General features: G+C 73.8%; 20 protein-coding genes and 2 pseudogenes. 5 read left to right on the top strand and 17 right to left on the bottom strand.

Features of this window, described 5'->3' with window-relative positions:
• Positions 1-4: 4 nt before the first annotated feature.
• From HCJ94_RS24990 to HCJ94_RS24980, 3 genes and pseudogenes are all read right to left on the bottom strand, one after another.
• Complete coding sequence (locus HCJ94_RS24990; RefSeq protein WP_168003493.1) at positions 5-973, bottom strand: DUF5715 family protein; 969 nt, start codon at positions 971-973, stop codon at positions 5-7.
• A 114-nt stretch (positions 974-1,087) separates the two neighbouring features.
• Positions 1,088-1,540 (bottom strand): isocitrate lyase/phosphoenolpyruvate mutase family protein, encoded by a 453-nt coding sequence (locus tag HCJ94_RS24985; protein WP_168003492.1) that lies wholly within the window; start codon positions 1,538-1,540, stop codon positions 1,088-1,090.
• Positions 1,541-1,548: 8 nt separating this feature from the next.
• Positions 1,549-1,854: pseudogene (locus HCJ94_RS24980) on the bottom strand (ArsR/SmtB family transcription factor); the annotation flags it as partial.
• A 47-nt stretch (positions 1,855-1,901) separates the two neighbouring features.
• On the opposite strand from HCJ94_RS24980, the pseudogene HCJ94_RS24975 reads away from it, so the two are divergent.
• A pseudogene (locus tag HCJ94_RS24975) lies at positions 1,902-3,443 on the top strand (family 43 glycosylhydrolase); the annotation flags it as partial.
• Positions 3,444-3,494: 51 nt separating this feature from the next.
• Here the strand turns inward: HCJ94_RS24975 and HCJ94_RS24970 are convergent.
• The 9 genes from HCJ94_RS24970 to HCJ94_RS24930 all read right to left on the bottom strand — a co-directional run bounded on the left by HCJ94_RS24970 (position 3,495) and on the right by HCJ94_RS24930 (position 12,867).
• Positions 3,495-4,793, bottom strand: coding sequence for an ABC transporter substrate-binding protein (locus tag HCJ94_RS24970; protein ID WP_168003490.1), 1,299 nt, complete (start codon positions 4,791-4,793; stop codon positions 3,495-3,497).
• A 16-nt stretch (positions 4,794-4,809) separates the two neighbouring features.
• A complete protein-coding gene (locus HCJ94_RS24965) occupies positions 4,810-5,910 on the bottom strand; it encodes a branched-chain amino acid ABC transporter permease (RefSeq protein ID WP_168003489.1) in 1,101 nt (366 codons plus the stop codon).
• Positions 5,907-6,791, bottom strand: a complete 885-nt coding sequence (locus tag HCJ94_RS24960) for a branched-chain amino acid ABC transporter permease (RefSeq protein WP_168003488.1) — start codon at positions 6,789-6,791, stop codon at positions 5,907-5,909. The genes HCJ94_RS24965 and HCJ94_RS24960 overlap by 4 nt, the downstream gene beginning before the upstream one ends.
• Entirely contained in the window at positions 6,788-8,680 is a 1,893-nt protein-coding gene (locus HCJ94_RS24955; RefSeq protein ID WP_168003487.1) for an AMP-dependent synthetase/ligase, read from the bottom strand. Before HCJ94_RS24955 ends, HCJ94_RS24960 begins: the two co-directional genes overlap by 4 nt.
• Positions 8,677-9,564 (bottom strand): ABC transporter ATP-binding protein, encoded by an 888-nt coding sequence (locus HCJ94_RS24950; RefSeq protein ID WP_168003486.1) that lies wholly within the window; start codon positions 9,562-9,564, stop codon positions 8,677-8,679. Before HCJ94_RS24950 ends, HCJ94_RS24955 begins: the two co-directional genes overlap by 4 nt.
• On the bottom strand, positions 9,561-10,400 hold the full coding sequence (locus HCJ94_RS24945; RefSeq protein WP_205801881.1) for an ABC transporter ATP-binding protein: 840 nt from the start codon (positions 10,398-10,400) through the stop codon (positions 9,561-9,563). The genes HCJ94_RS24950 and HCJ94_RS24945 overlap by 4 nt, the downstream gene beginning before the upstream one ends.
• 44 nt (positions 10,401-10,444) lie before the next feature.
• A complete protein-coding gene (locus HCJ94_RS24940; protein ID WP_168003484.1) occupies positions 10,445-10,963 on the bottom strand; it encodes a 2'-5' RNA ligase family protein in 519 nt (172 codons plus the stop codon).
• A gap of 138 nt (positions 10,964-11,101) precedes the next feature.
• Positions 11,102-11,707 (bottom strand): response regulator transcription factor, encoded by a 606-nt coding sequence (locus HCJ94_RS24935; protein WP_168003483.1) that lies wholly within the window; start codon positions 11,705-11,707, stop codon positions 11,102-11,104.
• The gene (locus tag HCJ94_RS24930) at positions 11,704-12,867 is read right to left on the bottom strand and encodes a sensor histidine kinase (protein WP_168003482.1); all 1,164 of its coding nucleotides are present in this window, start codon (positions 12,865-12,867) and stop codon (positions 11,704-11,706) included. Before HCJ94_RS24930 ends, HCJ94_RS24935 begins: the two co-directional genes overlap by 4 nt.
• Positions 12,868-12,990: 123 nt before the next feature.
• On the opposite strand from HCJ94_RS24930, the gene HCJ94_RS24925 reads away from it, so the two are divergent.
• Both HCJ94_RS24925 and HCJ94_RS24920 read left to right on the top strand, forming a co-directional pair.
• Positions 12,991-13,449 (top strand): hypothetical protein, encoded by a 459-nt coding sequence (locus HCJ94_RS24925; RefSeq protein WP_168003481.1) that lies wholly within the window; start codon positions 12,991-12,993, stop codon positions 13,447-13,449.
• A 97-nt stretch (positions 13,450-13,546) separates the two neighbouring features.
• The gene (locus tag HCJ94_RS24920) at positions 13,547-15,310 is read left to right on the top strand and encodes a DEAD/DEAH box helicase (protein ID WP_240944493.1); all 1,764 of its coding nucleotides are present in this window, start codon (positions 13,547-13,549) and stop codon (positions 15,308-15,310) included.
• 139 nt (positions 15,311-15,449) lie between these two features.
• Here the strand turns inward: HCJ94_RS24920 and lon are convergent, their stop codons facing one another.
• The gene (gene lon, locus HCJ94_RS24915) at positions 15,450-17,789 is read right to left on the bottom strand and encodes an endopeptidase La (protein WP_168003480.1); all 2,340 of its coding nucleotides are present in this window, start codon (positions 17,787-17,789) and stop codon (positions 15,450-15,452) included.
• A gap of 350 nt (positions 17,790-18,139) precedes the next feature.
• On the opposite strand from lon, the gene HCJ94_RS24910 reads away from it, so the two are divergent.
• Positions 18,140-18,484, top strand: a complete 345-nt coding sequence (locus HCJ94_RS24910) for a histone-like nucleoid-structuring protein Lsr2 (RefSeq protein WP_168003479.1) — start codon at positions 18,140-18,142, stop codon at positions 18,482-18,484.
• 243 nt (positions 18,485-18,727) lie between these two features.
• Here HCJ94_RS24910 and HCJ94_RS24905 read toward each other — a convergent pair whose 3' ends face one another.
• Positions 18,728-20,026: a hypothetical protein gene (locus HCJ94_RS24905; protein WP_168003478.1), complete on the bottom strand. Its 1,299-nt coding sequence runs from the start codon at positions 20,024-20,026 to the stop codon at positions 18,728-18,730.
• A 295-nt stretch (positions 20,027-20,321) separates the two neighbouring features.
• Positions 20,322-21,191, bottom strand: coding sequence for a PDDEXK family nuclease (locus tag HCJ94_RS24900; RefSeq protein WP_168003477.1), 870 nt, complete (start codon positions 21,189-21,191; stop codon positions 20,322-20,324).
• 216 nt (positions 21,192-21,407) lie between these two features.
• Between HCJ94_RS24900 and HCJ94_RS24895 the strand changes: the two genes are divergently transcribed.
• The gene (locus tag HCJ94_RS24895) at positions 21,408-22,139 is read left to right on the top strand and encodes a helical backbone metal receptor (protein ID WP_168003476.1); all 732 of its coding nucleotides are present in this window, start codon (positions 21,408-21,410) and stop codon (positions 22,137-22,139) included.
• On the opposite strand, the gene HCJ94_RS24890 is transcribed toward HCJ94_RS24895, so the two are convergent.
• The gene (locus HCJ94_RS24890) at positions 22,120-23,094 is read right to left on the bottom strand and encodes a TerC family protein (RefSeq protein ID WP_168003475.1); all 975 of its coding nucleotides are present in this window, start codon (positions 23,092-23,094) and stop codon (positions 22,120-22,122) included. The two genes, HCJ94_RS24895 and HCJ94_RS24890, sit on opposite strands and share 20 nt — an antisense overlap.
• 162 nt (positions 23,095-23,256) lie before the next feature.
• Positions 23,257-23,955, bottom strand: coding sequence for a CBS domain-containing protein (locus HCJ94_RS24885; protein ID WP_168003474.1), 699 nt, complete (start codon positions 23,953-23,955; stop codon positions 23,257-23,259).
• Between the last annotated feature and the right edge of the window lie 325 nt (positions 23,956-24,280).

The raw sequence follows: 24,280 nt of genomic DNA, 5'->3' as shown, positions 1-24,280 counted from the left end.
CGGCTCAGACCCCCATCTCGGCTTCGTACGCCCGGCGCAGGCGCTGACGTGCCGCCGGCGCGAGGCACAGGTGCCAGGCCTGGCCCTCGTCGACGACATTGACCTCGCCGGCCCGCTGCCGGGCGAGCAGCAGCTCGGCCAGGGTGTCCCGGACCCCGAACCGCTCGAACCACTCCAGCTCCACGTCCACCGCCCAGCCGAGGCAGTGCCCGCTCGGCACCATCGCCGCGTACCCCAGCCGGCGCAGCCGGTGCTGGTGCTCCGCGCTGCGGACGAGGCTGGTCACCCACAGCGGCGGGGTGGCGGCCGGCGTACGGGCGGCGAACTCTCGGCCGATGTCGTTGAGCAACGCCACGACCTCCCGGCGGGTCCGGCGGAACAGCAGGCCGGCCGTCCGCGGGGTGGCGCCGGGGAGGACGCGGCGGCGCACCGCCCGCACGCCCCGGCCGAGCAGCGTGGCCGGCTGCTCCTGGTAGCGGAAGCGCAGCAGGTCCCGCCGGCGCAGCCACTCCAGGTCGACGAGGTCCGGGCTGCCGTTGACCTGCTTGTCCGTGAGGTACGTGGGGGCGTCCCGCCACCACATCACGTCGATGCGGGACAGCAGGTAGATCCGAACGAGGGCGGCGAGGTCACCGGCCGAGCTGCGCTCGTTCGGCTGGTACCGGGCCATTTCGAGCAGCAGCGTCTCGCGGGCGCCGACCAGCCCCTGCGGGGTGGCGTCGAGCACCGCGGCGAGGGCGGGTTCGCGCAGCCGTTGGTCGACCAGCACCTGCCGGGCGGCGATGCAGGAGGCGTCGGCGAGCGCGCCGATCTCGACCAGCAGGTCGGCGACGGCCGCCCGGTACGCGTCCAGGTCGGGCTCGGTCGCCGGCGTACGGCGGAGCGACACGGCGGGTGCGCGCCGCCGGGCCGGCGCGGCGGGCGAGACGGGAGGACCGGGTTGCTGTCCCGGGCTTCGACTGGGCACGCGCATGGTCGGGTCCCTCTCTCGCGTCACGGCATCGCGGTGTACGTCACCCTCTGTAACACCGTAATCACGCGTGGCGGCCAAAGCCCGAACAATCCTCCTATTTTCCCCCGCACGGAATCAGCACGGTCTCCCGGGCGCGAACGGCTCCCCCGCGGACACCGGGCTCAACCGCTGCACCTCGGCGTACGAGGGCGGTTCGGTCCGCGCCGGCCGGCCGGAGACGGCGGCGTCGAGGGCGTCCAGCGCCGCGCCGAGCGCCGCCCGGAACAGCAGGGATCCCGTACTGACCCGGGCCACCCCGAGAGCACCCAGCTCACCGACCGGCGGTCCGCCCGGCAGGTACAGCACGTTCAGCGGCCCCTCGATCCCGGCGACGAGCACCCCGACGGTCCGCGCGTCGAGGACGCCGGGCACGAAGACGCCGTCGGCGCCCGCCTCCCGGTACACCCGTGCCCGATGGAGCGTGGCCGGCAGCGGGTCCGGGACACCGAGCCACCAGGTATCCGTACGGGCGTTGACGAACAGCTCGGGCACCGCGACCTTGACCGCCGCCACCTTGGCGGCGGTCACCTCGGGCGGCGGACCGGCACCGGCGGGGCCGGAGCGTGCGCGGCCAGGTCCTCGACGAGCTGGGCCACCGACGGGCCGGCGAGTCGGACGTACCGGTGCCGCCCCTGCCGTTCCTCGGTGAGCAGCCCGCCCCGGACCAGCCGGGTGAGGTGGTCGCTCGTGGTGGAGGGCGCGACCCCGGCCAGCCGGGCCAACTCGCCCGCGGTCCACGCCCGCCCGTCCAGCAGCGCCAGGCAGATCCGGGCCCGGGTGTCGTCGGCGAGCAGGGTGGCGAGCCGGGCCAGGGCCGGACCACCACTGACGGCGGTGCTCATCCGCCCATGGTGGCACGGCGACGCTTCGCCCGGCACCGACCTGTCACGAGGGCAGCTACGTGCTGCGGCGCGACGGCTGGTACTACCTGTTCGCGTCGACGGCCAACTGCTGCGCCGGCCCGGCCACCGGCTACTCCGTCCACGTCGGCCGGTCGCGCAGCCCGCGCGGCCCGTTCGTCGACCGGGACGGGCTCCCGCTGGTCGCCTCCCGGGCCGGCGGCACGCCGGTGCTCACGCAGAACGGCAACCGCTGGATCGGCGTCGGGCACAACGGGTTCGTCACCGACCTGTCCGGGCAGGACTGGATCGTCTACCACGGCATCGACCGGGCGGACCCGTACCTGGACGAGCCGTTCGGCATCAACGAGCGGCCGATGCTGCTCGACCGGCTGGACTGGGTCGACGGCTGGCCCACCGTGAACGCGGGCACCGGCCCCTCGGACGGGCCACGGCCGGCGCCGGTCACCACCGGGCGACTCGACGACCGGTTCGACGCCGGCCTCGCCGGGTGGCAGGGCACGGACGGGTGGCGGGCCGCCGACGGCCGGCTGGTCGGCCGCGGCACCCTCACCAGCCGTACCACCGTCGGCGGGGACGTACGCGCGGAGACCGACCTGCGGGTGGCCGACGCCGCGTCCGCCGGGATCGTCCTGGGCGACCGGGTCGAGGTCACGGTGGACGCCACGGCCCGCCGGCTGGTGGCCCGCGACGGTACGCGGGCCGCCACCGCCCCGCTGCCCGCCGCGTGGCGCGCCACCGACCCGGGCAACCTCGCCGTCGAGGTCCGCGGGCACCAGCTCGTCGCGGAGCTGAGCCCGGCACGCCTCGGCGACCAGCTCGCCGCGGTGACGCTGCCGCTGGACCGCCCGGTCGTCGGCCGCCTCGCGCTCACGGCGGCCGGCGGCGACGCCGAGTTCGACAACGCCAGCATCGCCCGGCTGCACCGACCGGTCCGGACGACGGCGCCCGAGCCGCGTGCCGGGCAGCTCCTCCCGGCCTGGTCCGAGGAGTTCGACGGCGGGCTCGGCGCGGGCTGGACGTGGGTGCGCGAGGACCCGGCCGCCACCGTGTCCGGCGGGGCGCTGCGCTGGCCGGTGCAGGGCGGCGACCTGGTCGGCACCGGCAACACGGCGAGCGTGCTGCTGCGCGACGCGCCGGCCGGTGACTACGTGGTCGAGACGAAGGTGACCCTGGACCTGGGCGAGGAGACCGTGCGCAACTACCAGCAGGCCGGCCTGGTGGCGTACGTGGACGACGATCGGTTCGCCCGGCTCGCGCAGGTGGCGATCTGGAACACCCGCCAGGTCGAGTACGGCTACGAGCTGCCCTTCGCCGGCCAGCCCGTGTACGGCGGCAACATCGTCGGCGCGCCCGCCACCACGACGTGGCTACGGCTCGCCCACCGGGTGGACCCGGCGACCGGGGAACACGAGTTCCGGGCCGGCTCCAGCCGGGACGGCCGGAACTGGACGTGGGGTGGGGTGTGGACGTTCCCGGCCGACACCACGCCACGGATCGGCCTGATCGCCCACGGCGGAGCGCAGCCTACGGTGACCGCGCAGTTCGACTACCTCCGGTTCCACCGCTGAGAGAAAGGGTAGGGTCCCCTGGCGTTGTCAGGGGACCCTTCCGCACATCCGTCAGAGCTTCTCGTAGCAGGGCCGGTCGAGCGTGTACGCCTGCGCGGTCGGCCCGGTGAAGAGGTCCCGCACCCGGCTGACCCCGGTCGGCCCGGCCGGGTCCGGCTTGTAGATGGCGGTGACCCGGACCGCCCCGTCGTTGGGCCCGGCGGCGTAGTTGCCGGCATTGTCCGGCAGCATGCCCTCGTAGTCCACCTTGGTCAGGGACTTGACCGCCTTGAGCAGCCCCGCCCGGGTGAGGTCGCCGTCCTCGACGGCCTTCGCCAGCGCCGCCTTCATCGGGTACGACCACACCCAGCCGGCGGTGTAGCCGTCGTTGGGGGTGACGCCGGGCAGCGCCTCCCGCAGCGCCCGGTGTCCCGGGGTGTCGGTGCTCCAGGAGTTCCACGGCGCCGACTGCTCGTACTTGGCGAGCAGCGCCGGGGCGGCCGGGCTCTGCAGCAGCGCCGGGTTCCAGGTGGGGCTGGTGCCGATGAACCGGCCGGCGAAGCCGCGGGCGACGGCCTGGCCGACGATGGTGGCCGCGTCGGCCGGGCCCATGGTGAGCACCACCAGGTCCGGCTTGCCCGTCAGGATGGCCTGGATCGCGCCGGCCTGCTTGTCGGCGCCCGAGTCGGTCTTGACGTCGGTGAAGGTCATCCCGAGGGTCTGCGCGGCGAGCTTCACCCCGGCGGCGGCGTCGTCGCCGTAGTCCCCGGCCAGGTGCACCGCCATCAGCGACTTCGGGCTGTACGCCTCCCGGGCGTAGTCCAGGGCGTTCATCGACTCGACGCAGTAGTTGGCGCCGGACTCGATGATGACGTCCTCGAAGGCGTACCCGGACGTCCACGCCGCCGGCGCGGCGATCACGTTGTTGGCCTTCATGTCGCCGAGGATCGCGCCGGTGGTGGGCGAGCCGAGGCTCTGCGCCAACGCCAGCACGTTCGGCTTGATCTCCTGGTAGACCTGGTTGTGGGTCTGCGGGTTGTACTTGTTGTCGCGCACGTACCGGGTGACGTCCACCTCGTAGTCGCCGATCCCCCCGGCCGTGTTGACCCGCTTCCAGAACGCCTTCTGGGCGTCGGTGATCGGCACGGCGAGGGCCCGGAAGGGGCCCTCGGTGAGGTCGGAGATGATGCCGAGGTAGATGCAGCCCTTGTTCTTGTCCACCGCCTCCGGGCAGGGCTCGGAGGTCACGCCCACGTCGGTCTTCAGCCCGGACGCGTCGCTCTCGGTGTCACCGCCCCGGCAGGCGGTGAGGGTGCCGGCCAGCAGGACCACGGCCGCCCCGAGGGCGAGCCGCGACGTCGCTCTTCTCATGGCTTCCTCGCTTGGTTCAGTAGGAGAACGGCCACGCCTTCCAGTAGGTGCGGGCCCGGATCCAGAGACCGAACAGCCCGCGTGGTTCGAAGATGAGGAAGACGATGATGAGTACGCCGTAGAGGATCGTCTCCACCTGGAAGACGTTCGGCACCTCGTTCGGCTGGGTGCTGATGAACGGCACCCACGCCTGCAGTTCCCGGGTGAGCCGGGGCAGCAGGGTGATGAAGAACGCCCCGGCGATGGCGCCGGAGATGGTGCCCGCGCCGCCGATCAGCACCATGGCGATGTACTGCACGGACAGCAGCAGGCTGAACGAACCGGGGTCGAAGAAGCCGGTGACGGTGTAGAGCAGCGCGCCGGCGCAGCCGGCGTAGAACGACGACACGGCGAAGGCGATGGTCTTGTAGCGGGGCAGGTTCACCCCGATCACGCCGGCGGCGATGTCCCGGTCGCGGATCGCGGTGAACGCCCGCCCGATCCGGGAGCGGGCGAGGTTGCGCGCGGCGAGGGCGAAGACCAGCAGCAGCACGAGCATCAGCCAGTACAGCTTCTGGTCGCGGGTGGCGATCTCGTCGGTGACGGCGAGGGGCCGCCCGAGGAACTCCAGGGTGGCCGCCGGCCGGCCGACCCCCGCGCCGCCGGTCAGCGACGACCACTCGTTGAAGATGTGCTGGCCGATGAAGACCAGGCCGAGGGTGACGATGGCGAGGTAGAGCCCACGCAGCCGGGTCGCGAGGGGCGCGACCAGCACGCCCGCCACCGCCGCGACCAGCCCTGCGGCGGGCAGCCAGAGCGCGATGTCGGTGACACCGAGGCCGATCACCCGGCCGTCCGGGTCGCCGCTGAGGGCCGCGGCCGTGTACGCGCCGATGCCGAGGAAGAAGGCGTGCCCCAGGGAGACCTGGCCGGCGTACCCGGTGACGAGGCCGAGCCCGATCGCGCCGATCGCGGCGACGCAGCACACCGCGAGCAGTTGCAGCAGGTCGTCGGTGAGCAGGAAGGGCAGCGCGAGGGCCAGCACCAGCAGCGCAGCGGTCCAGCCCCGCTTCGCGGGGGTGTCGAGCAGCGCCAGTTCCTCGGCGTACGACGTGCGCAGCAGCGGCCGGCCCCTCATACCCTTTCCACCTCCCGGGTGCCGAACAGCCCGTACGGGCGGACCAGCAGGACGACCAGCATCAGCACGTACGGGGTGATGACCGAGACGTTGCCGCCGAGCCAGGCGACGTCGTTGGCGTACGTGGCGACGAGTTCCTGGAGGACGCCGACGGCGAGCCCGCCGATCACCGCGCCGGGCAGCGAGTCCAGCCCGCCGAGGATGATCACCGGCAGGGCGGTCAGGGCGATCAGCCAGAGGGCGGTGTCCACGCTGGCGCCGGCGGCGGCGAACGTCCCGGCGACGGCGGCCAGCCCGCCGGCGAGCGCCCAGCTGACCGCGAAGACCGCCCCGACGGAGACGCCGTGCGCGAGGGCCGCCTCCTGGTCGAGCGCGGCGGCGCGCATCGCCAGCCCGGTGCGGGTGAACCGGAAGAACGCGAACAACCCGGCGACCAGCAGGGCCGCCGCGACCACCGCGGCGAGGTGCCGTTGCTGCATCTCCACCGGCCCGAGGGCGAGGGTGCGCAGCCCCCACGGGTCGCCGACGTGCCGCACGTCCAGGCCGATGAACGCGTTGACCACGACGCGGACGGCGACGTCCACGCCGAGGGTGATGATGGCGACGACGAACGCGGGCCGCCCCACCATCGGGCGGACGGCGGTGCGCTCCACGCCGAGCGCGAGCAGCGCCGTGCCGAGCGCGGCCAGGGGCACCGCGGCCCAGAAGCCGACGGCCGGGGTGAGGTAGGTGACCGCCACGACGCCGGCGAGCATGAACGCGGGCTGGGCGAAGCTGATCACCCGGGTGGCCTTGTAGATGATGACGAAGCCGAGCGCGAGCAGGGCGTAGACGCTGCCGGTGCCGAGCCCGCGCAGCAGGCTCTCGATCAGCTCGGTCACCGGTCACCGCCCGGGCCGTACAGGTCGTCGACCAGGTCGGCGAAGGCACGGGTGACGGCCTCCCGGCGGACCTTCTGGGTGGCGGTCAGCTCGCCGTCGTCCTGGTCGAGTTCCTTGGGCAGCAACCGGAACCGCTTCACCTGCTCGACCGGGGGGTGCCGGCGGTTGACCTCGTCGACGACCGTCCGGACCAGCTCGACCACCTCCGGCTTCGTGGTCAGGTCGCGGTAGGTGGTGTACGCCAGCCGGCGGGCCTGCGCCCACTGCCCGACCGTGTCCGGCTCGATGCCGATCAGCGCCACCAGGTACGGGCGCCGGTCGCCGATGAGCACGGCCTCCTTGACGTACGGGGACGCCTTCAGCTCGTTCTCGATGCCGGCCGGTCCGATGTTCTTGCCCCCGGCCGTGATCATGATGTCCTTGGCCCGGCCGGTGATCCGCACGTGTGTGCCGTCCACCCACTCCCCCACGTCGCCGGTGTGCAGCCAGCCGTCCGGCTCCAGCACCGCGGCGGTGGCCGCCGGGTCGTCGCGGTAGCCGGCGAAGACACCGGGGCTGCGGGTGAGGATCTCCCCGGTCGCCTCGTCGATGCGCAGTTCCACGCCGGGCTGCGGCTCGCCGACGGTGCCGAGCTTCACCCGCCCGGGGTGGTTGCCGGTGGCGACGGCGGAGTTCTCCGTCATGCCGTACACCTCGTGCATCGGCACTCCGATGCCCATGAAGAAGCGCAGCACCTCGGGGGCGATCGGGGCGGCGCCGGACGCCGCGTACCGGACGCGGCGCATGCCGATCCGCTCGCGCAGCGCCCGGTAGCAGAAGAGCCAGCCGATCGCGTACGCCAGCCGGGTGGCCGGGGTGTGCCGGCCGCCGGTGGCGACGAGCCGGGCGCCGATCCGGTCGGAGACCCGCAGCCAGAAGCGGGCGACGGCCCGCTTGAGCGGCGAGGCGGTGGCGATCCGCGTGGTGACCGTGGCGAGGATCTTCTCCCAGATGCGGGGCACCCCGAACAGGAGCGTGGGCTGTACCTCGCGCAGGTTCGCCGGCACGGTGGCGATGGATTCGGCGAAGTTGACCTGCATGCCCGCGCCCGCGTTGCTCCAGGTGGTGAAGACCCGCTCGGCGACGTGGCACAGCGGCAGGTACGACAGGATCAGGTCGCCCGGGCCGGGCGGCGGGTCGGCCAGGCCGGCGCCGTCGGTGACCGTCCGCACGGCGAAGTCCACGTTGGCGTTGGTCAGCATGGCGCCCTTGGGCCGGCCGGTGGTGCCCGAGGTGTAGATGAGGGTGGCCAGGTCGGTGTCGGCGGCGGCGGCCATGAGGTCGTCGACCGCGCCGGGGTGGGCGACCCGGTGGGCCGTGCCCAGCGCGAGGAAGTCGTCCCAGTGCAGCAGGGCGCGGTGGCTGTAGCGGCCCCGGACGCCGCGCGGCTCCAGGTAGACCACGTGCTCCAGGTCGGGGCAGTCGTCGATGACGTCGAGGACCTTGTCGACCTGCTCCTGATCCTCGGCCACCAGCACGCGCGCCCCCGAGTGGGCCAGCAGGTAGGCGATCTCGCCGGCCGGGTTGGTCGGGTAGAGGCCCACCGTGGCGCCGCGGACGGCCACGGCCGCCACGTCGGTCCAGAGCCACTCCCGCCGGTTCTCCGCGAGGACGGCCACCCGGTCGCCGGGCCGTACGCCCAGGGAGAGCAGGCCGTGCGCCACCGTGGTCACGGTGTCCCAGTAGGACGCCCAGCTGAGCTCCGACCAGACGCCCCGGACCTTCTCCCGCATGGCCACCCGGTCGGGGGTCGCGCGGGCGCGGTCGCGTACCCGGGAGGCGATCGTGGTGGCGGCGGCGCCGGCGGTGTCCGCGGCGGTGGCCCCCGACGGCGCAGTGGTGGTCGTCATGTCCTGGTCACCTCCCCCAGGTAGGCGCGGATCACGTCCGGGTGGTGCTGGATCTCGGCGGGCGTGCCGGTGGCCACCGGCTGGCCGAAGTCCACGACGAGGACGCGGTCGGCCAGGTCCATGACCAGGCCCATGTCGTGCTCGACGAGCACCATGGGGATGCCGAGTTCCTCGCGGACGTCGAGGATGTAGCGGGCCATGTCCTCGGTCTCCTCGAGGTTCATGCCGCCCACCGGCTCGTCGAGCAGCAGCAGCTTCGGTTCCATGGCGAGGGCGCGGCCCAGCTCGACGCGCTTCTGCACCCCGTACGGCAGCAGTCCGACGGGCATGCGCCGCCACTGCTCCAGTTCCAGGAAGTCGACGATCTCCTCCACCGCCGCGCGGGCGGCCAGTTCCTCGCGGCGGGCCCGTCCCCGCCACAGCAGGGCCGACAGCGGCCCGTAGCGGATGTGGTGGTGCCGCCCGAGCAGCAGGTTCTCCAGGACGGTGAGGTTGGCGAACAACTCGACGTTCTGGAAGGTGCGGGCCAGGCCGAGGGCGGCGATCTCGTGGGGACGGCGGCCGATCAGGTCGACGCCGTCGAAGACGACGCGGCCGGCCTGCGGCCGGTAGACGCCGGAGAGGACGTTGAAGATGGACGTCTTGCCGGCCCCGTTCGGCCCGATCACGGCGAACAGCTCCTGGCGGCCGACGGTGAAGCTCACCCCGTCGATCGCCCGGACCCCGGCGAAGGCCAGCCGCACGTCGTCGAAGGTCAGGATCGGCTCGTCGGCCCGGGTGGGTGTGTCGGTCCGGACCGGCGCGTCAGTCGCGCTCGGCTCGTCGGACCGGGTCCGGTCGCCGGTCCCGCTGGGCTCGTCGGTCCGGGTCGGCTCGTCGGTCATGACAACCACCGCTTCCGTCGCCGGTAGTGCTTGACGTCCCGGAACGACCGCCGGGCGGACCCGTCGCCGGCGTGCAGCCCGAGGTAGAACTCGCGGACGTCGTCGTCGGCCAGCAACTGGGCGGCCGGCTTGTCGAGCACCACCCGGCCGGTCTCCAGCACGTACCCGTGGGCGGCGATCGACAGCGCCATGGTCGCGTTCTGCTCCACCAGCAGCACCGCGGTGCCGGCGGCGTTGATCCGCAGGATCAGCTCCCGGACCTGTTCGACGAGCCGGGGCGCGAGGCCGAGGCTGGGTTCGTCCAGCAGCAGGTACCGCGGCCCGGCCATCAGCGCGCGGCCCATCGCGAGCATCTGCTGCTCGCCGCCGGACAGGTAGCCGGCCGTGCGGCGACGCCGGTCGGCGAGCACCGGGAACAGCGCGTACACCTCGTCGAGCCGGGCCGGGATCCGGCGCGGGTCGGTGTGGCCGCCGAGGCGCAGGTTCTCCTCGACGGTCAGCTCGCCGAAGATGCGCCGCCCCTCCATCACCTGGGCGACGCCCCGGCGGACGATCGCGGCCGGCCGCAGCCGGTGCAGCGGCTCGCCGTCCAGGGTCACCTCGCCCCGGGCGACCTCGCCGTCGTGGATGTCGAGCAGGCCCGTGATCGCGCGGAGGAGGGTCGTCTTGCCGGCGCCGTTCGCGCCGAGCAGGGCGACGATCGCGCCGGGCGGGACGGTGATGCTCAGGCCGCGAAGGACCAGCATCACGTCGTCGTAGACGACCTCGAGATTCCGTACCTGCAGCACGGCGCCCCCAAGGGTTACCTGTGGCGTGCGCCACAAGTTACCGAGCATTAAACCGCGTGGGACGTCGCCGCAAAAGATCGGATCGGGTGGATTCAGCGCCGGGCGGACAGGACGTGGACGGACCGGTCGGCGCTGTCGTAGCTCCGGGCGGCCACGAACGAGCCGGTCGGCTGCCCGGAGCCGACCACGGCGCGGGCCAGGCCCCGGTCCGCGCCGCCGAACCGCAGCGCCAGGCTGAGATGCGGCGTCCAGCGGCCGGGCGCGTGCCACGGGTTGCGCCCGTCCGCGTCGGCGAGCACCGTCCACACCTCGGCGTGCAGGGCGACCAGCTCGGCGTCGGGGCGCACGAGCCACACCAGTGGGGCGCTGCCGTCCAGCACGGCGATCTCCCCGAGGCGCACCGGCAGGGGAAGGGCCGCGTCCAACAGTGCGGCCAGGCGGGCCGCCGCGCCGGGCGGAAACCCGGTCACCGACGCGAGCGTCAGGTGCGGACGGTTGCTGGGGTGGGTGTTGCGGGCGAGGCTCGGCAGGCCGGCCGCGGCCAGCCGGCCCCACGCCGCCCGCACGGCGGTGTCCAGCTCCGGGGAGCAGGCCAGTTCCACCGTACGCACGCCGCCAGGCTAGCCCGACGACCCGGCCACGCGGCCCTCGGCGGCGACGATGATCCACTCCATGTCGGCGGCACGGCGGGGGTCGTGGGCGCCGGGACAGCACGATGCCGGGGCGTCGAGTCGATCAAGTGAGCACCGTCAGAGCCAGCCGTTCTCGCGGGCGACACGGACGGCTTCGGCCCGGCTGTCGACGCCCAGCTTCTGCACGGCGATGGCGAGGTAGTTGCGGACCGTGCCGCTGGACAGGTGGGCGCGGCGGGCGATCGAGGCGACCGGGGAGCCGTCCTCGGCCAGCCGCAGCGTCTCCAGCTCGCGTGCGGTCAGCGGACAGGGCGGGATGGTGAGCGCGTCCGCGGCGAGCGCCGGGTCGACGTACCGGCCACCGGCGTGCACGCGACGGATCACGTCGGCCAGCGCGCCGCCGGGCGCGCCCTTGGGCAGGAAACCCCGGGCCCCCGCGGTGAGCGCCCGGGCGAGGTGTGGCGGCCGTCCCTGACCGGTCAGGATGACGACCGCGCAGGTCGGCAGCGCCCGGGCCAGCTCGGCCGCCACCTGGAAGCCGTCCAGCCGGGGCATGGCCAGGTCCACGACGGCGACGTCCGGCCGGTGCGCGAGGGCCGCCGCCACCGCCGCCGCGCCGTCGGGCGCCTGCGCCACGACCTCGACGTCGGGTTCGAGGTCGAGCAGGGCGGCGAGGGCGGTACGGATCAGCTCCTCGTCGTCGGCGAGCAGCACCCGGATCATGACGCCGTCGGCACGATCGCCTCGACGGTGAACACTCCGCCTTCGCTGCGGGTGCGCAACTGCCCACCGGCCGCCGACAGGCGGTCGGCGAGACCCCGTAGGCCGTGACTGTGCCGGTCGGGCCTGGCGCCGCCCACGACGCCGTCGTTGGTCACGGTCATCCTCGCCACGTCCGCCTCCTGGCTGATCTCGATGCGGCACCAGCCGGCCCGGCTGTGGCGCAGCACATTGGTGCCGGCCTCGCGGAGCACGGCGGCGAGCTGCGTGGCCGCCTCGTCGGGCAGCTCGCCCGCGGGCGGCACGACCGTGCACCGGACGCCGGACGACGTCAGCACCTGTCCCACGGCGCCGACCTGCTCGGCCAGGTCGACGCGGCGGTACCCGTGCACGGTGCGGCGCAGTTCGCCGAGGGCGGAGGAGGCGAGCCGCTGCGCCTCCGCCGCCTCCCGACCGGCCCGCTCGGGGTCCCTGCCGGCGAGCCGGGCGGCGAGTTCCGCCTTGAGCGCGATCACCGTCAGGTGGTGACCGAGCAGGTCGTGCACGTCCCCGGCGAACCGGAGCCGTTCCTGCGCGGCGGCCAACCGGGCCTCCGCCGCGCGTCCACGCGCCGCCTGCACCAGCAGGTCCCAGAACCAGGTCTGGAAGCCGTTGACGGCCGCGATGCCCAGCCCGACCGTCCCGGTGACGACCAGCGCCCGACCGACCGGACCACCGGTGGCCGCCGCGACGGCAGCGGACGTGGCGAGCACGAGCGCCGCCGCCGGGACGAGCGCGCGGGGCGGGGCGAGCAGCGGCACCGCACCGACGATCACCGCGCCCAGCCAGGCCCAGGTGGGCCAGGCGCCGGCCGCGACCGGGCCGACCAGCGGCACGCTGGCCGCGGTGACGAGGGCGAGCGCCGACATGATCCGCCGTCGGGACGGGTCGGCCGGCGGGCCGACCGCGGCGCGGAGAGCGACGACCAGGACGGCGGCGACGGCGGTCAGGCCCGCCGCTCCCCCGGCGACGCGCCAGGGGTCCGGTTCCCGGGTGAGGCCGGCGGCGGGCAGCAGCAGGGCGGCCACCATTCCGCCGGAGAGGGAGACCGCGGTGGCGAGCCGGGCCTGCCGCAGCCGCCGGTCCGCCGGGGGAACCGCCGGATCGCTCGTCACGCCTCGCATGGTAGGCCGCGGCGGCGCGGACGCCGTACCCGTGAAACGCCCGGGACGGCCGGGCGTTCCGCCCGGCGGGCCGGTGATTCCGCGCGGGTGTGGCCCGCGCCGCCGACGGGTGACGCTCGGGCCATGACAGTGAAGCCTTCGCCGGAGATCGTCGCGACGCCCGGAAGCGGGCGCCGCCGGACCCTTCTCACCGCCCTCGCACACCGCTGGCCGACCGGGCTGGCGCTGCTGATGACGGCCGACAACTGGACCTCACCCGCCCTGCTCTCCGCCTGGACGCTGCTGGTCCTGCCCGCCGGCTACCTCGTGATCGGCACGTTCCGCCGGCAGTGGAGCGTGCCGGGTGCCCTGCGACTCCAGCTGGCCGGGCTGGTGGGCTGGTCGGCGCTCGCCGTGGTCGCCGCGACCGTCGGCGGCACCCTGGCGCACTGGCTGGTCGGCCTCGGCTGGCTGGCCCACGCCGGGTGGGACCTGGTCCACCACCGCACCGGTCGGGTCGTCCCGCGCGGCTACGCCGAGTGGTGCGGCGTCCTCGACGCCGTCGTCGGGATAACGATCATCCTGGCGGTGGTCGCCCGCTGACCGGATCGGGCTCCGCCGGCACGTGGCGGCGGAGCCCGACCCGGTGGTTCCGGTGGTCGCCGCGACGGGCGCGCGGGCGTGATGAAAGGCTTGACCCATGAGTTCCACGCCCGAACCGTCCGCGCCATCCACCGACCCGCCCGCCTTCGCCGACCTCGGCCTGCGCCCCGAGCTGCTGGCCGCGCTGTCGGCGCTCGGCTACGAGGAGCCCACCCCCATCCAGCGGGAGGCGATCCCTCCCCTGCTGGGCGGGCGGGACCTGCTCGGGCAGGCGGCGACCGGTACGGGAAAGACGGCGGCGTTCGCGCTGCCCCTGCTGCAACGGATGCCGGACGACCGTCCCGGCGGCGACCCGGTGGCGCTGGTGCTGGTGCCCACCCGGGAGCTGGCGGTGCAGGTCTCGGAGGCCTTCCACCGGTACGGCAAGGACCTCGGCACCCGCGTCCTGCCGATCTACGGCGGCCAGCCGATCGGCCGGCAGCTGCGCGCCCTGGACGCCGGGGTGGACGTCGTGGTGGCCACCCCCGGCCGCGCGCTGGACCACATCGCCCGGGGCACGCTGCGCCTGGGGGATCTGGGCACGGTGGTGCTGGACGAGGCCGACGAGATGCTGGACATGGGCTTCGCCGAGGACATCGAGGCGATCCTGGAGCACGCGCCGGAGCAGCGGCAGACGGTGCTGTTCTCGGCCACCATGCCGAGCCGCATCGACGGGATGGCCCGGGCGCACCTGACCGACCCGGTGCGCATCCTCATCGCCCGCGAGCAGCCGGTGGCCGGCGAGGCGCCCCGGGTGCGGCAGAGCGCGTACCTGGTGTCGCGGGCGCACAAGCCGGCGGCGCTGGGCCGGGTGCTGGACGTGGAGTCCCCCACCGCGGCGATCGTGTTCTGCCGCAGCCGGGAGGAGGTCGACCGGCTCACCGAGACGATGAACGGCCGCGGGTACCGGGCGGAGGCGCTGCACGGCGGAATGAGCCAGGAGCAGCGTGACCGGGTGATGGGCCGGCTGCGTGCCGGCACCGCCGACCTGCTCGTCGCCACCGACGTGGCGGCCCGTGGTCTGGACGTGGAGCAGCTCAGCCACGTCGTCAACTACGACGTGCCGTCGGCGCCCGAGTCGTACGTGCACCGGATCGGCCGGGTGGGCCGCGCCGGGCGGGAGGGGGTGGCGATCACCCTCGCGGAGCCGCGCGAGCACCGGATGCTCAAGACCATCGAGCGGGTCACCGGCCAGCGGATCACCGTCGACAAGATCCCCACGGTCGCGGACCTGCGGACCCGCCGCCTGGAGCTCACGCAGGCGGCGCTGCGGGAGAGCCTGCTGGAGGACGACCTCGAACCGTTCCGGGCCATCGTCGAGTCGCTCAGCGACGAGTTCGACCTGATGGAGGTGGCGCTCGCGGCGGTGCGCCTGGCGCACGAGGCCACGTTGCCGGGCACCGCGGACGAGGAGGAGGAGATCCCGCAGGTCGCGGTCCGCCCGACACGGGAGGGCCGGCCGGGGTACGAGGGCCGCGGCGACCGGCGCGGCGGCGGCCGTCCCCGCGGCGCCGGTACGACGCAGGTCTTCGTGGGGCTGGGCCGGCGGGCCGGTGTCCGGCCGCAGGACCTGGTGGGCGCGATCACCGGCGAGACCGGGGTCAGTGGACGGGACATCGGCTCGATCGAGATCGCCGACCGGTTCTCCCTGGTGGAGGTGCCGGTCGGGGTTGCCGACGCGGTGATCGCCGGGCTTCGCGCCAGCACGATCAAGGGCCGCAAGGCGACGGTCCGCCGCGACCGCGACACCGACGGCGGCGGTGAGCGCCGGTACGACGGTGACCGCCGCGAGCGCCGCGACCGCAGTTGGCAGCGCCCCTGAGGGATGGCGGGGCGAGAGCCCTTCGTCACGCCTCCCGTTGTCGAGACGGGCGGCAGGGCCCCCGCCTGCGCTCCAGCCGGCATGGGGAAGGGCCCACTGCACGACGCCGAGGCGTCGTGCAGGGGGCCCTTCCTCTCACTTACGCGGCCGTCAGCGTCGCCGGCCCGTCCAGCGACTCCGTGTCGAGGTCGGCCGGGCGCAGCGCCAGGGCGAGCACGTCGGCAACGTCGGCGAGGGTGTGGACGGTCAACGCCTCGCGTACCTCGGTCGGCAGGTCGTCGAGGTCCGGCTCGTTGCGCTTCGGGATGATCACCTCGGTCAGGCCGGCCCGGTGAGCGGCGAGCAGCTTCTGCTTGACGCCGCCGATGGGCAGGACCCGGCCCGAGAGGGTCACCTCGCCGGTCATCCCGAACTCGGGGCGGACCGGCCGGCCGCTCGCCAGGGACGCGAGGGCGGTGACCATGGTGATGCCGGCGCTCGGGCCGTCCTTCGGCACGGCTCCCGCCGGGACGTGCAGGTGGATCCGCCGCCCGGCGAGGGCGTTCGGGTCCAGCCCGAGCCGCCGCCCGTTCGACCGCAGGTACGACAGGGCGATGTGCGCGGACTCCTTCATCACGTCGCCGAGCTGGCCGGTCAGGGTCAGCCCCGGCTCGCCCTCCATGCTGGTCGCCTCGATGAAGAGGACGTCGCCGCCCGCGCCGGTGACCGCCAGGCCGGTGGCCACGCCGGGCACCGCCGTACGCTCCGCCGACTCGGGCGTGTGCTTGGGCCGGCCCAGGTAGCGGGCCAGGTTGCCGGTGTCCACGCGTACCGGCGTGGGGTCGGTCGCCAGCGCGACCGCCACCTTGCGCAGGATCTTCGCCAGCGCGCGTTCGAGCTGCCGGACGCCGGCCTCCCGGGTGTACTCGCCGGCGATGCGGGCCAGGGCCTCGTCGGCGACCGTCACCTCGTCGGCGGTGAGCCCGGCCCGTTCCCGCTGCCGGGGCAGCAGGTGGTCCCGGGCGATGGCCACCTTCTCGTCCTCGGTGTAGCCGTCCACGGTGACCAGCTCCATCCGGTCCAGCAGCGGGCCGGGGATGGTCTCCACCACGTTGGCGGTGGCCAGGAAGAGCACGTCGGACAGGTCGAGGTCGACCTCCAGGTAGTGGTCCCGGAAGGTGTGGTTCTGCGCCGGGTCGAGCACCTCCAGCAGGGCGGCGGCCGGGTCGCCGGAGTAGCCGACGGCCAGCTTGTCCACCTCGTCGAGGAGCACGACCGGGTTCATCGAGCCGGCCTCGCGCAGCGCACGGACGATCCGGCCGGGCAGCGCCCCGACGTAGGTGCGCCGGTGGCCGCGGACCTCCGCCTCGTCGCGCACGCCGCCGAGGGAGACCCGGACGAAGTTCCGGCCGAGTGCCCGGGCGACGGACTCGCCGAGGCTGGTCTTGCCGACGCCGGGCGGGCCGGCCAGGGCGAGCACGGCACCGGAGCCGCGGCCGCCGACGACGCCGAGGTTGCGCTCCGCGCGCCGGTTGCGCACCGCGAGGTATTCCAGGATGCGGTCCTTCACATCGGCCAGGCCGGCGTGGTCGGCGTCGAGCACCGCGCGGGCCGCCGCCAGGTCGGTGTTGTCCTCGGTACGCGTGTTCCACGGCATCTCGAGGACGGTGTCGAGCCAGGTACGGATCCAGCCGGCCTCCGGTGAGGCGTCGCTGGCCCGCTCCAGCTTGCCGACCTCCCGGAGCGCCGCCTCACGGACCTTCTCCGGAAGGTCGGCGGCCTCGACGCGCGCCCGGTAGTCGGCGGAGCCGTCCGGTTCGTCCTCGCCGAGTTCCTTGCGGATCGCGGCGAGCTGCTGGCGGAGCAGGAACTCGCGCTGGGACTTCTCCAGCCCCTCGCGGACGTCGGTGTTGATCTGCTCGGTGACCTCCTGCTCGGTCAGGTGGTCCTTCACCCAGCCGACCAGCAGCTCCAGCCGGGCGGTGACGTCCGGCGCGGCGAGCAGCTCGGTCTTCTGGGCGAGGCTGAGCCAGGAGACGTAGCCGGCCGAGTCGGCCAGCTCGGACAGGTCGGTCATCCGCTCGATCGCGTCGATGACCTGCCAGGCTCCGCGTTGCTGGAGCACCGAGGTCATCAGGGCCCGGTACTCGCGGGCGAGTTCCCGGGCGCGGCCGGCGGGGGCGGGTTCGGTGAGTTCGGCCGCCTCGACCCAGAGGGCGGCACCGGGTCCGGGGACGCCGGAGCCGATGCGGGCGCGGGTGAGGCCACGGACGACGGCGGCCGGTTCGCCGCTGGGCAGCCGGCCGACCTTCTCGATGGTGGCGACGACGCCGACGGGACCGTACTCACCGTCGATGCGGGGCACGGCGAGCAGCCGGCGGTCGCCGGTGGCGCGGGCCGCGTCGACGGCGGCCTGGGTGGTCGGGTCGAGGGTCACCGGGATGACCATGCCGGGCAGCAGCACGGTGTCGGTCAGGGGAAGGACCGGAAGAGTTGCCATCGAACACCTGCTATCGCGTTGAGTTGAGCGTGTCCAGCTCAAGTAACAAATCGTTCCCCTTGTTCCGGAGTGTGACCCAAGCCACGTCGAACCTGAGGAGCTGTTGACCTCGCTGCCGGCCGTCGCTGCGCGAACTGCGCGTCTGAGCCGGGCGGAGGCCGCGGCGCTGGCTGGCCACACCGGTCTGCTCGCGGACTGATCGCACGGCAGTTTCCGACCGGTCGCGCGTCGATTTCGGCGAGGGATTCCCCCGACTCGCCGAAATGAGGAGGACGCGTTTTCTTGCGGTTATGCCACGGGATACGTCAAACTTTGGACACACCCCGCCCCCACACAGGGAGTAATCGGCGATGGCCAGAAAAGTAATCACGGTTCTGACCGACGATCTCGACGGCGGAAAGGCCGATCGGACCGTCGAGTTCAGCCTGGACGGCGTGGCGTACACGATCGACGTGTCCGACGAGAACGCGGGCGTCCTGCGCAAGGCGCTTGACCCGTACATCAGCGCCGGCCGGCGGATGGGCCGCGGCGGCGTCGAAACGGCACGGGCGCCCCGACGGGGAGCCGGATCCGGCGCCGGAATGGACCGGGAGCAGAACCGCGCGATCCGGGAATGGGCCGCGAAGAACGGCTACAAGATTTCCGAGCGGGGCCGGATCCCGGTCGAGGTCGTGGAGGCCTACAAGAACCGCTGAGTCGAGCGGGCCCGCCCGCGCGCGGGGTCGTGCCGAAAACGGCGCGACCCCGCCGGCATTTGCGGGCCGCACCATTCCCGGCGGCCGGGATCCTGACCGGCACGGCGCCGGCGGCTCCGCCGGTGACGGTCGCGGCGTAGTGCGTGTGTGAGAGGTGTCGGTCGAGCCGGCACTCCTCACATACGCACTCAGCACGACGCGGGGCCGCCCGGTGCGCCCGGACGGCCCCGTCACCGTGATCGGTCAGTTGACCTCGATCCGCACCACGTCGAAGGCGGGAGTCTGGTTGGCCCGCTCCATCATCGGTACGCGGTGCGAGCCGTCACCGGCCCAGACCGCACACTGCGCGATGCCGGACTCCGGCATGCCCGGGACCTGGATGGTCACCTCGTCGGCCTCCCGGCCACCCCGGCTGTCCTCCGTGGCGACGAAGAACGCCGGCACGTCCTCCGGGTTGGCCGGGGCCTCGTCGGTGCTCTCCAGCATCCGGCAGGCGGTGTGGAAGTGGCCGCGCACCAGGCCGTCGCCGTTGAGCAGCGAACTCTCCACGTAGTACCCGCCCTGGCCGGCGGCGAGGAACCGGTCCCGGACCAGGTTCCGGGTGCTCACCTGGAGCGTGAACGGCTGGTTGGCCTGAACCTCCTGCGGGAAGTCCGTGATCAGCAGGGAGGGGTTGTTCGCGGCGGCGCCGACCTCGCCGAAGGCCGTGCTCACGCACCGGTTACCGTTCTGGAAACCGTCGTGCGGCTGGAGCTGGCTGTCGTCGCAATCGTTCGCCAGCACACCGAGCCCGGCGCCCGGAGCGTTGTTTCCGCCGTCGTTGTCGTTTCCGCCGTTGTCATTTCCGCCGTTGTCGTTACCACCGTCGTTGTTGTCGCCGTCGTTGTCGTTGTCGCCGCCGTTGTTGTTTCCGTCGTTGGTGTTTCCGGTCGGCGCGACCTGGCACTCGGCGAGCTGGGACAGACCGCGGGGACGGGGACCGAACCGGTCGATCGCGATCGTGATGCGGTCCAGCGTCGCCCGTCGCTTGCTGGCCAGCGGGGCCAGGATCGAGTTGCGGATGAACGCCTCACCGCGGCGCCCCTCGGCGGCGAGCCGACGGTCAGCCTCGGTGATCTGGGTCTGCAGCAGGGCAAGGTTGCGGTCCACCTCGCCGCGGGCCCGCTCGGGCACCTGCGGCAGCCGGCTGGCCACGTCCGGGCAGGCCACGGCGGAGCCGCCGTTGTTCGCCGGAGCCTGGCCGTCCCGGGTCTCCTGGCACTCCTCGACCGACTGCTGGCCGTCTCCCCAGTGGTTGCGCACCCAGCGGCCGTTCTGCCAGGTACGGGTCGTGCCGGTCCCGCTCGGCGCGGTCGCACCCGGGCTGGGCTCCACGCAGGCGGCGGCAGCGGGCCGGGTCCGGTTCGACCGCCGGTCCTCGGCCGACGAGATCTGGGTCACGGCGACGATGCCACCGAAGACCGCGAGCGTGCCGACCACAGCCAGCACCCGCTTGCTCCGCGCGTTACCGGATGACCGGCGCGCCCGTGTGGACCTGCGCATCGAATTGCTCTCCTTCTCGATCCGGTAGTTGATTCGAGACCTCGGCGGACCGACGGAATTGAGGTGGCACGCCCCGGCGTCTACCGTCGGGCCGTAACCGGTGGCACGTCGATGACCGACGATGCCCTTTCCGCACCGTCTTCCACGTCTGGGGACGCGGTCGGGGAGATCCTGTCCATTCCCGCATGAGTACGGAACGGCTGCGGCGATGGTTCAAGCGGCGCGAGGGAAATTTCCCGCGGGTTTCGAAGGGGCGCGCGGGCGCGCCGATCAGTCGACGCGAGGTGGTCGAACGTCAGTCGACGCAGAGGTGGTCGAACGCGAAGCCGTCGACCAATTCGGCACGGCGCGCCGCCAGCCCACGGATCCCGGACCGCAGGTCGTCCCGCGACGTCAGGGGCGGCTCGGAGCTGTCCAGCGTGCGCAGCCGCTCACCGACCGCCAGGGCGGCGAGATCCTCGGCGAGCCGCGCCGGGTCGACCCCACAGGTGAAGCGCTGCTCCGCCACCGTGACCCGCTCCACCAGGACCGCGCCAGGGCGTACCTCCACCCAGCTCCAGCCCTCGGCCGGGCCGCCGGACCACCGCACGTGCAGCCCGCGCACGATCGGGTCGGACAGCCGCCGCGCCACGTACGCCTCGACGGCCGTGGAGCGGGTGAGCGCCCCGAGGTCGTTGACCGGCCCGGTCCGCCCGTCCGGGAGCCGTCCGACGATGTCCCGGAACCCGGTGACACCCGGCTCCCCCGCCCACCGGTTGGTGTAGGCGTGCGCGTCGAGGACGTACGCCACGATCCCGGGCCCGTGGTCGGCGGGCCGCAACGTCGGCGACCCGATGCGCAGCACCGGCAGGCCGACCGCGGCGGCGACGGCGTCCTTCAGCCGTGCGACGCGCTGCGCCGGCGACCCGGCGGCCGGCGGCGGACCGATCTCGACCGCGACGGTGGGCAGTCCGGTCCCGGCCGCGCAGACCACGAGGTCGTAGCTCTCCCGCAGGGCGGTGGTCCACTGGTGACCGGTGACGCCGGGCGGCCGCCGGTGCACCAGGTCACTGAGCCGGCGCGGCCCGTACGCGACCTGATCGTCCCGGGTCAGCACCGGGGCCGGCCCGCCGTCCGCGGGCAGCGCCCGGAGCCAGCCGCCGTCCGTGCCACCGCCGCTCGTCATCGCCTTCGTTCCGTTCGCCGTCCCGTCACCGGGTTACCGGCGACCGGCCGAGTGTAGGCGGTCGATCATGGCCGGCACGTCGGCGGTACGGCGGACCCGACCGTCGGTCGCACCGATTCGACGGCGCCGAGCGCGGCGACGTCGGGTACGCCCCCTGACCCGGCCCGCCGCCGTCGGACCCGGCATGATCGACGGAACGGGAACGGAGGTGGGCCGGTGCGGGTCGTGTCACTGGTGCCGTCGCTGACCGAGGCCGTGGCGTCCACGCTGCCCGGCCTGCTCGTCGGGGCGACCGACTGGTGCACCCACCCGGCCGGGCTGGACGTTCCCCGGGTCGGCGGCACCAAGTACCCGGACCTGGACCGGGTCCGCGCGCTGCGCCCCGACCTGGTCCTGCTCAACGTCGAGGAGAACCGCCGGGAGGACGCCGACGCGCTGGCGGCGGCTGGGGTGCCGGTGCGGGCCACCTACCCCCGGACCGTGGACGAGGCGCTCACCGAGCTGGCCGACCTGCTGACCGAGCTGGGCGCGCCGGCCGAGCCGGACTGGCTGGTGGCGGCCCGCCGCGCCTGGGCGGCGCTGCCGGCCGACGCGGCACCGCGCCCGGCGGTGGTGCCGGTCTGGCGTCGGCCGTGGGTGGTGCTGGGCCGCGACACGTTCGCCGGTGACGTCCTGCGCCGGCTGGGCGTGACCAACCGGTACGCCGACCACCCCGAGCGGTACCCTCGGCCGACCCTGGACGAACTGCGCGGGCGGGCGCCGGAGCTGGTGGTGTTGCCCGACGAGCCGTACCGGTTCACCGCCACCGACGGGCCGGAGGCATTCCCCGGAACGCCGTGCGCCCTGGTGTCGGGTCGACACCTGACCTGGTACGGACCGTCACTCGCCGAGGCTCCCGCCCTCCTGGCGGCCCAGTTGGCCGCGCCGGTCACCCACCCGGCGGGCTGATCCGTCCCCGGCGGGCCCGGCGGCGTCCCCGCCGGGCGGCGACCATGCTCCAGGCGATCGAGGTGCCCAGCGCCAGCACCACCACCGCCAGGGTCAGCCAGACCGGCACCTCCCTCACCGGGGTCTCGGCGAGGATCAGTTTCATCCCGGCGAACGCGAGCACGACCGCCAGGCCGTACCGCAGGTACTCGAAGTGCCGCAGCAGGCCGGCCAGGCAGAAGTAGAGACTCCGCAGACCGAGCACCGCGAAGGCGGTCGCGGTCCAGACCAGGAACGTGTCCCTGGTGATGGCGAGGATCGCCGCCACCGAGTCGACCGCGAAGACCACGTCGGTGCCTTCGATCGCGACGAGGGCGACCAGCAGCACCGTGGCCTTTCGGCGCCCGTCGACGCGGACCGTGAACCGGCTGCCGTGGTAGCGCGGATCGGTCGGCACCAGCCGGCGGAAGAGCCGGACGACCGGGTTGCGGTCGGGATCGACGTCCGGTTCGCCGCGTACGGCGAGCCGCCAGCCGGTCCAGACGAGGAACGCGCCGAGGGCGAGCCCGGCCCAGGCCAGCCGATTCAGCAACTCCGCACCCGCGAAGATGAAGGCGAGCCGGAACGCGAGGGCCCCGACCACGCCCCAGAACAGCACCTTGTGCTGGAACTCGTCGGGGACGCGGAAGTAGCCGAACAGCAGTGCGAACACGAAGATGTTGTCGACCGAGAGGGCCTTCTCCAGCAGGTAGCCGGAGTAGTAGGCGACCGCCGGCTCGCCGCCCAGCCAGAACAGGACCACCAGGCCGAACGCGAGACCGGCGGTGATCCACACCGCCGACCAGACGAGCGCCTCGCGCAGCTCGATGAGGTGGTTGTCCCGGTGGGAGAGCAGGTCGACGGCGAGCATGACGGCGATGACCGCGCCGACCGCCGCCCAGCCCCACAGCGGCACGGCGAACGTCGCTCCGTCCACCCGGCGCCCCCCGCATCCGTGACGCCTCGTCCCCGGCGCCGGCTACGGGGGCAGGACCGCTCCGCCCCGTACCCGGCGGGGGGACCGGACCACGTCGTCGCCCCCGAGCCTAGGCGGCGGGCCTGCCGTCCGGCGGTGCTCCGCCGAACCCGGCACGACTCATCAGGCGACCGGGGTGACCTGGCCTGCCTCCAGCTCGACCAGGCCGGTGTCGTCGACGTCGTACGCGATGGTGCTGACCACACGCACCACGCCGCTCACCTGCCCGGCCAGCCGCTCCGCCAGCTCGACCGCGCTGCGCCGGTCCAGCCGCCCGTCCAGGGTCACCTCACCGCCGCGGACCTGGACGGTGACCAGCCCGTCCCGTACCGCGAGCACCCGGCGCAGCACCTCCTGCACGACATCCTCACGGATCTCCGCGTCGGTCCGCAGATGTACCCGCAGGAGGTCACCACGGGCCACGATGCCGACCAGGCGGCCCAGGTCGTCCAGCACCGGCAGCCGCTTCACCGACTCGTGCTCCATCAGCCGGGCCGCAGCGGTGATGGTGGCCTCAGGCCAGGTCGTGACCGCCGGGCTGGTCATCAGGTCACGCGCCAGCAGCGCGTCCGCCTTCTCCCGGGCGCTCCGGTGCCGCCGTCCCTCGAAGATCCGCCGCTGGTCCGGGTGGCCGGCCCGTTCGATCTTGTGCAGGAGGTCCGCCTCCGAGACCACCCCGAGCACCCGACGAAACCCGTCGATCACCGGCACGCCGCTGATGCCCCGACGGACCAGCACGTCGACGATCTCCCGGTACGGGGTCTCCTCCCCCACCGCTGCGACGTCCCGGGTCATCACGTCGCCCACCTGCCATGTCCTCATCACGACCTCCCTGCCGTCTCCACCTCGGACGGTATGGCCGCGTCGGCCGGTCGGGGCAGGGCCGCGAGACCGGGACTCCACCGCCATGCGGACCGGGCGGAAAGGGGTCCAAGGTCCCGGTCCGGTGGGGCCCGGTCGACCCTGACCGGCGGGCGTGGCCGGGCCGTCCAATGGAGATGCCACCGGGAAGCGCGGTGCGAGACCCAGAAGGGACGTGGAGACAATGGCCGCGACGATCGAGCGGAAGACGGCAGAAGCCATCGCCCCGGCGGCGGAGATCCGGCACGAGACGACCCGGGAGCGCGCCGCCCGGTACGTGTTCGCG

The organism is Micromonospora thermarum (assembly GCF_012034245.1).
GTDB lineage: Bacteria > Actinomycetota > Actinomycetes > Mycobacteriales > Micromonosporaceae > Micromonospora > Micromonospora thermarum.
This window is presented reverse-complemented; position numbering and strand designations above follow the sequence as displayed.

What these genes read in the sequence shown, in the direction of transcription:
- HCJ94_RS24990 (WP_168003493.1), bottom strand. Translation starts at nt 973, where the DNA reads ATGCGCGTGCCCAGTCGAAGCCCGGGACAGCAACCCGGTCCTCCCGTC.
- HCJ94_RS24970 (WP_168003490.1), bottom strand. Translation starts at nt 4,793, where the DNA reads ATGAGAAGAGCGACGTCGCGGCTCGCCCTCGGGGCGGCCGTGGTCCTG.
- HCJ94_RS24965 (WP_168003489.1), bottom strand. Translation starts at nt 5,910, where the DNA reads ATGAGGGGCCGGCCGCTGCTGCGCACGTCGTACGCCGAGGAACTGGCG.
- HCJ94_RS24955 (WP_168003487.1), bottom strand. Translation starts at nt 8,680, where the DNA reads ATGACGACCACCACTGCGCCGTCGGGGGCCACCGCCGCGGACACCGCC.
- HCJ94_RS24950 (WP_168003486.1), bottom strand. Translation starts at nt 9,564, where the DNA reads ATGACCGACGAGCCGACCCGGACCGACGAGCCCAGCGGGACCGGCGAC.
- HCJ94_RS24945 (WP_205801881.1), bottom strand. Translation starts at nt 10,400, where the DNA reads ATGCTCGGTAACTTGTGGCGCACGCCACAGGTAACCCTTGGGGGCGCC.
- HCJ94_RS24935 (WP_168003483.1), bottom strand. Translation starts at nt 11,707, where the DNA reads ATGATCCGGGTGCTGCTCGCCGACGACGAGGAGCTGATCCGTACCGCC.
- HCJ94_RS24930 (WP_168003482.1), bottom strand. Translation starts at nt 12,867, where the DNA reads ATGCGAGGCGTGACGAGCGATCCGGCGGTTCCCCCGGCGGACCGGCGG.
- HCJ94_RS24925 (WP_168003481.1), top strand. Translation starts at nt 12,991, where the DNA reads ATGACAGTGAAGCCTTCGCCGGAGATCGTCGCGACGCCCGGAAGCGGG.
- HCJ94_RS24920 (WP_240944493.1), top strand. Translation starts at nt 13,547, where the DNA reads ATGAGTTCCACGCCCGAACCGTCCGCGCCATCCACCGACCCGCCCGCC.
- lon (WP_168003480.1), bottom strand. Translation starts at nt 17,789, where the DNA reads ATGGCAACTCTTCCGGTCCTTCCCCTGACCGACACCGTGCTGCTGCCC.
- HCJ94_RS24910 (WP_168003479.1), top strand. Translation starts at nt 18,140, where the DNA reads ATGGCCAGAAAAGTAATCACGGTTCTGACCGACGATCTCGACGGCGGA.
- HCJ94_RS24905 (WP_168003478.1), bottom strand. Translation starts at nt 20,026, where the DNA reads ATGCGCAGGTCCACACGGGCGCGCCGGTCATCCGGTAACGCGCGGAGC.
- HCJ94_RS24900 (WP_168003477.1), bottom strand. Translation starts at nt 21,191, where the DNA reads ATGACGAGCGGCGGTGGCACGGACGGCGGCTGGCTCCGGGCGCTGCCC.
- HCJ94_RS24885 (WP_168003474.1), bottom strand. Translation starts at nt 23,955, where the DNA reads ATGAGGACATGGCAGGTGGGCGACGTGATGACCCGGGACGTCGCAGCG.